General features: G+C 32.0%; 8 protein-coding genes. 7 read left to right on the top strand and 1 reads right to left on the bottom strand.

The features are described from left to right. Positions 1-82: 82 nt before the first annotated feature. The 7 genes from IAE45_RS18295 (at position 83) to IAE45_RS18265 (ending at position 3,538) form a co-directional block, all read left to right on the top strand. A complete protein-coding gene (locus IAE45_RS18295) occupies positions 83-304 on the top strand; it encodes a hypothetical protein (RefSeq protein ID WP_200127792.1) in 222 nt (73 codons plus the stop codon). A gap of 8 nt (positions 305-312) precedes the next feature. Beyond that, on the top strand, positions 313-816 hold the full coding sequence (locus tag IAE45_RS18290; protein ID WP_200127790.1) for a DUF3592 domain-containing protein: 504 nt from the start codon (positions 313-315) through the stop codon (positions 814-816). Between the two features lie 339 nt (positions 817-1,155). Continuing rightward, a complete protein-coding gene (locus IAE45_RS18285) occupies positions 1,156-1,416 on the top strand; it encodes an AbrB/MazE/SpoVT family DNA-binding domain-containing protein (RefSeq protein ID WP_200127788.1) in 261 nt (86 codons plus the stop codon). After that, a complete protein-coding gene (locus tag IAE45_RS18280) occupies positions 1,409-1,720 on the top strand; it encodes a type II toxin-antitoxin system RelE/ParE family toxin (protein WP_438533607.1) in 312 nt (103 codons plus the stop codon). Before IAE45_RS18285 ends, IAE45_RS18280 begins: the two co-directional genes overlap by 8 nt. Next, positions 1,717-1,905, top strand: coding sequence for a hypothetical protein (locus IAE45_RS18275; protein WP_200127786.1), 189 nt, complete (start codon positions 1,717-1,719; stop codon positions 1,903-1,905). The genes IAE45_RS18280 and IAE45_RS18275 overlap by 4 nt, the downstream gene beginning before the upstream one ends. Before the next feature lie 518 nt (positions 1,906-2,423). After that, the gene (locus tag IAE45_RS18270) at positions 2,424-2,681 is read left to right on the top strand and encodes a hypothetical protein (protein WP_029486121.1); all 258 of its coding nucleotides are present in this window, start codon (positions 2,424-2,426) and stop codon (positions 2,679-2,681) included. Between the two features lie 230 nt (positions 2,682-2,911). Beyond that, entirely contained in the window at positions 2,912-3,538 is a 627-nt protein-coding gene (locus tag IAE45_RS18265) for a helix-turn-helix transcriptional regulator (RefSeq protein ID WP_071859317.1), read from the top strand. Between the two features lie 417 nt (positions 3,539-3,955). On the opposite strand, the gene IAE45_RS18260 is transcribed toward IAE45_RS18265, so the two are convergent. Next, positions 3,956-4,495, bottom strand: coding sequence for a helix-turn-helix domain-containing protein (locus tag IAE45_RS18260; protein WP_233619189.1), 540 nt, complete (start codon positions 4,493-4,495; stop codon positions 3,956-3,958). Between the last annotated feature and the right edge of the window lie 2 nt (positions 4,496-4,497).

Raw genomic sequence — 4,497 nt, 5'->3', positions numbered from 1 at the left:
TAGTCTACACACCTTAATTTTTCTGTCTAGTTAATTGTAGCCTATCCAATAAAGATGATTTTAACTAAGTAGGAGGTCTCATATGAACACGAAAGAGATTAAAGTAGTTAAAGGAATTGTATGGTTTCTGAGTGTGATCACTCTTTCCAATTTTTTTACAAGAATTCTAGAAAATGATGCTAATATCAATATTTGGGTTACTCGTGGTATAGGATGCATGATTGCTGCTGCTTTAGGGTTAGTTTTATATAAATATTTTTATTGTAAGACGTTTAAAATTGAAAACAAATTCCATAGAAATTAGTGGTAGGTATGTCTAAATTTACAAGTGGTTTTGAGAAATGGAATAATAAAGTAGAGAATTTAGGCTGTTTGATGAATGGAGTATTATTTTTTTGTGCTTCTTATTCGACAAAGTTACTTAGGAATATTGTTATTGATTATCTGGGCAATTCATGGAGATTGCCAGCTGCTCTTGTTTCTCCTATTCTTTGTATAGCTATATTTTTAGTTTTAGTTCAAATTGTCAGTATGAAAAAACAACAAATTGAATGGGTAGAGACTAACGCAAAGATAATAAAAAGTGTTCTCTCGAGTAACACGTGGGGAACGGAGGTAAGTCATGCCAGGGGAGAATCTGATCGATTGGTTAAGTTGACTGTAGAAATTCCTCTGAATAACGGAGAAACGATAGTTGCTACTAAGAAGGTTTGGACATTGACTAAAAATAGAAATATGTTTCGGGAAGGAAACTATGTATCAATTTTATATAATAAAAAAAAACCTAGCCAATTTAAGCTTAAGTATCAAATATAAAATCAAACGATTTAAATGCTCTCAGCAGAAAAATTATTTTGTCAAAAAGCTAATTACTACAGATATTTAAAAAAAAGTTATGACACAGTTAAATTTGTAAAGTGAGGTGAGAATAAATGATTTGGGTTAAAAGAATTCTTTTCACGTTTATCTATCTTTTACTCGTATATTTTATTATGACATTTACGAATATTTCACCGTTAGTTGTATTACTGTTTTCAATTATTTTTTCTAGTTTTATATCTAGAAATAGCATTTTTTCTGGATTAGAAAAATATTTGCATAGCTAATTGAAATAAGTTATAACTTTTGTTATAATTATTTTGAAGAGGTGATTTCATGAAAAATATAAAAGTTAGAAAAGTTGGAAATTCAATAGGTATTATTTTGCCGAAAGAAAGTGGTCTACAAGTTGGAGATTTATTAGGTTATAAACAAGATGGGAAAAAATTAATTTTAGATGCCCAAAACGTAGACAAAGAGCATGATAAAAGATTAATTGAAAGCAGCTTCGAGGATTTTTCAAATGGAAACATTCTTCTTGAAGAAGATCTTAAAAAGAAATTTGGAAAATATGGTTGGGGATCTGGTAATGTATAAATTAACTTATTCAAATAGTTTTACAGTTAGTTTAGAAAGATTAATCTATGAATGGGAAGTAGAGCTAGAATTTCCTCTTGAAAAAATAAGAAAATTTGTTCAATCAATTGAAGCATCTTTAAGAATGGTCAGTGAATTTCCAGAAATGCATGAGGAAGTTTCGTCTGTATATAATTTATCAGAATTAACTTATAGAATTTTAATAGGGAAACAATTTGCTCTATTTTATCGTTTAAATCATGATAAAAAAGAAATTTTAGTAGGCTCTATATTTAATCAAAAGCAAATGAGAATAGGATTTTGAAGAATAGGAAATGGGGTAAAGAAATATCATTGCAACTTAGTTCAGATAAAGATTATGTTGGATTGTTAAATGATCAGACCGATAAATATGAGTGGATTCCCAAAAAAGTAGCAGAAAAGTATTTGGGAGATAAACAAGAAGAGATAAATCAGGATAAAAAAGATAAAGAGGATCGTCGAGATTGATTTTTACTAGATTGATGATGGTGATTTTGTAATGACTGTTCATGGGAGAAAATTAGTCGTTCGAACAAGGGATTCATACTTGGAGAAATGTATCCTTCAATTATGAATACAAAAAAGTAAATGGTAAAAATCAATTTACTAAGGTTTCAGGAATAAATCTTACTATACAGGCTTACAAATTTCTTTCACTTGAAATCAAACCAGCGTATCTTCAAATTTTGTAAAGACAAACAACACTAAAGACACAGTAAAATAAAAGTAAACGGTTATTCATTATTAGGATTTCAAGTAAAGGGATTTACGATTGGGGCAAAAATCAATGATACTTGGAATTTCTCACATAAAATTTAAATCTATTATTTAGTGGTGTGACTATTTCTCAAACTTGGACGTATAAAAAAGGAGGAACTTACAGAATAAATGGGGTTGCTCAAATTTATACTTCAAAGGGAAATGCAAGTTGTTTTTCTCCTGTACGTGTGGTTTCAATTAATTAATATTTTTGGAGGATATGAAAATTGTACGCGATTGAATTAGCTATTACTTTAAACAAAAACAGTGAAAACTACTCTGAAAAATTTGATATTGTGGCGCTACCATTTATTCCAAGAAAAGGGGAAAAAATCCTATGGAATGGGCAATTGTATAGGATTTCAGACGTTATGTATGGTTTTGAAACAAGTGAAGAAGAGTACGGATTCATAGTTAGTCCTGAAATACAAACGTCAATCGCTTCGGATATTTCATATAAAGTTTGGCTAGAAGAAGTTATTTAAACACTTAGTTAACATAATCAGATGTTATACCAAGTAAAAACGCCCTCAGAATTGTTCTGAGGGCGTTAAATGTTTTGTACGGTGATTATCTGCTTTTTTATCTTAAACGTGTCAGAGTTTACATATTTGGCGTTATACTTAGTTATTTCTTACTCTATTTTTGAAAGTTCCTGTAATAAAGAGTTTAAAAAAGTAATAATGGAAGTATCAATGTTTAAGGAGTGAGTAAAATGAGTGAATCTATCCTATCAATAAAATTAAAAGAATATAGAATTGCTAATTCTCTTACTCAGCAAGAATTAGCTGAAATATTAGATGTTAGTGATAAAAGTATATCTAAGTGGGAGTTAGGTCATACTTATCCTAGTAAAAAAAATGTGATAAAAATATCAGAGCTATTAGGTATATCTATTGAGATATTGCTGATAGAAGAAATAGTTGAAGATAGACAAAAAGAGAATAAATTAATTAGATATATAGTCCCTGTATTGTTAGTTAGTATTTTTATTATGACAGTATTGAATCTTGTCAATTTGAAAACTATCAGAAATCAAGCTGATGAAATAACTGAAAAAAGTAATGAAGTACAAAAGCAGAAAAAAGAGTTAGACAAATTATATAATTACACAGTAACCTTTGTTTTAGCTCCCAAGACACCATACACTGATTTCAAAGAGTTTATTGAAAATTATGTTAATAATCTAAATAATGAGATATATGTATACAACGGAGAGGACCACATAGTTCTTTCATTCAACATGGGAGCTCATAATAATGATGAAATAGAATTTATTTTCCAAGAAATAAAAAGAGAAGCACCAGGGTTAACTAATTCAGAATACCATGCTACTCCTTAGTCAAATAGTTAACATAATGTGGCTTAACACAAGACGCCCGTCAATCAAGCGATTGACGGGCGTTCTTTGTGATTTTCAATTGGTCTAGCTATGTTTGATCACTAAAATACTGGTAAATCAAGCTTCTTCTCTTTGGGTCGTTTGTGAAGAAACCGGGGGGGGGGGCGAGTTGGAACGGTGTTATGTTCCACTCCAGACTTGTCGCAAGATAAGCGAAATGTTGCGTTTCTAACAAGCGTAAAATACAGCGAACTTGATTCGCTGTTTGCCACCCGGTGACGATCGTAGGATCGAATTCATACCGTCGACAAAAATCACTCACCGATAAACCAAGGTGCCCCACGATATACGCAGTAATCGGATAGCTGTCAACATAAGCTGAAAACGACATACACAATTCATCCTTTCAGCGTTATCTTAGGGTTCACGGAAAAAGTGCCACCACTTCTTCTTTCTTTCTTGTTTCGGTCGCACGAATTCATTTTCAGAAGTGAATTTCTCTTCTTGTTCTGAGGGGCTATCATAAGCGTTTTGAGGCGTTTTAAAATTTTCCGAACCATTATTCAATTCTTTATTTAAATCGCCTGATAAGCGTTCCTGCGACGTCAGAAGCAGTATTTGTTTGTTCACTTGCAAAGTTAGTTGTTGTTGTTGATCAAGAAGTTTCTGCTGTTGGGCTAATAATGACTGCAGCTGATCAATTTGTGCGTCCTTTTGTTGCAACTGTGCAAACAACTTCATTTCTATACTGTCAGAGCTTGCTGTGTCAGGGATTTCGAAGGCTTCAAGCAACTTGGTACGTCCTAGCTTGTCTGCAAGGTGCAACACCCCCGACCATAGCACTGTCTTGTATCCTTGGCTGTTTTTGGCAAGGTACGTTGGCTCTAGGTTGTCAACATGTTTCCTCATAGCTTGTCTGCTGATACCAAAAAATTCAGCAAGTTCTTTTACTGTCAATA

The sequence above is a fragment of the Enterococcus sp. S53 genome (genome assembly GCF_016516865.1).
In the GTDB taxonomy this organism is placed as follows: Bacteria; Bacillota; Bacilli; order Lactobacillales; family Enterococcaceae; genus Enterococcus_D; species Enterococcus_D innesii.
This window is presented reverse-complemented; position numbering and strand designations above follow the sequence as displayed.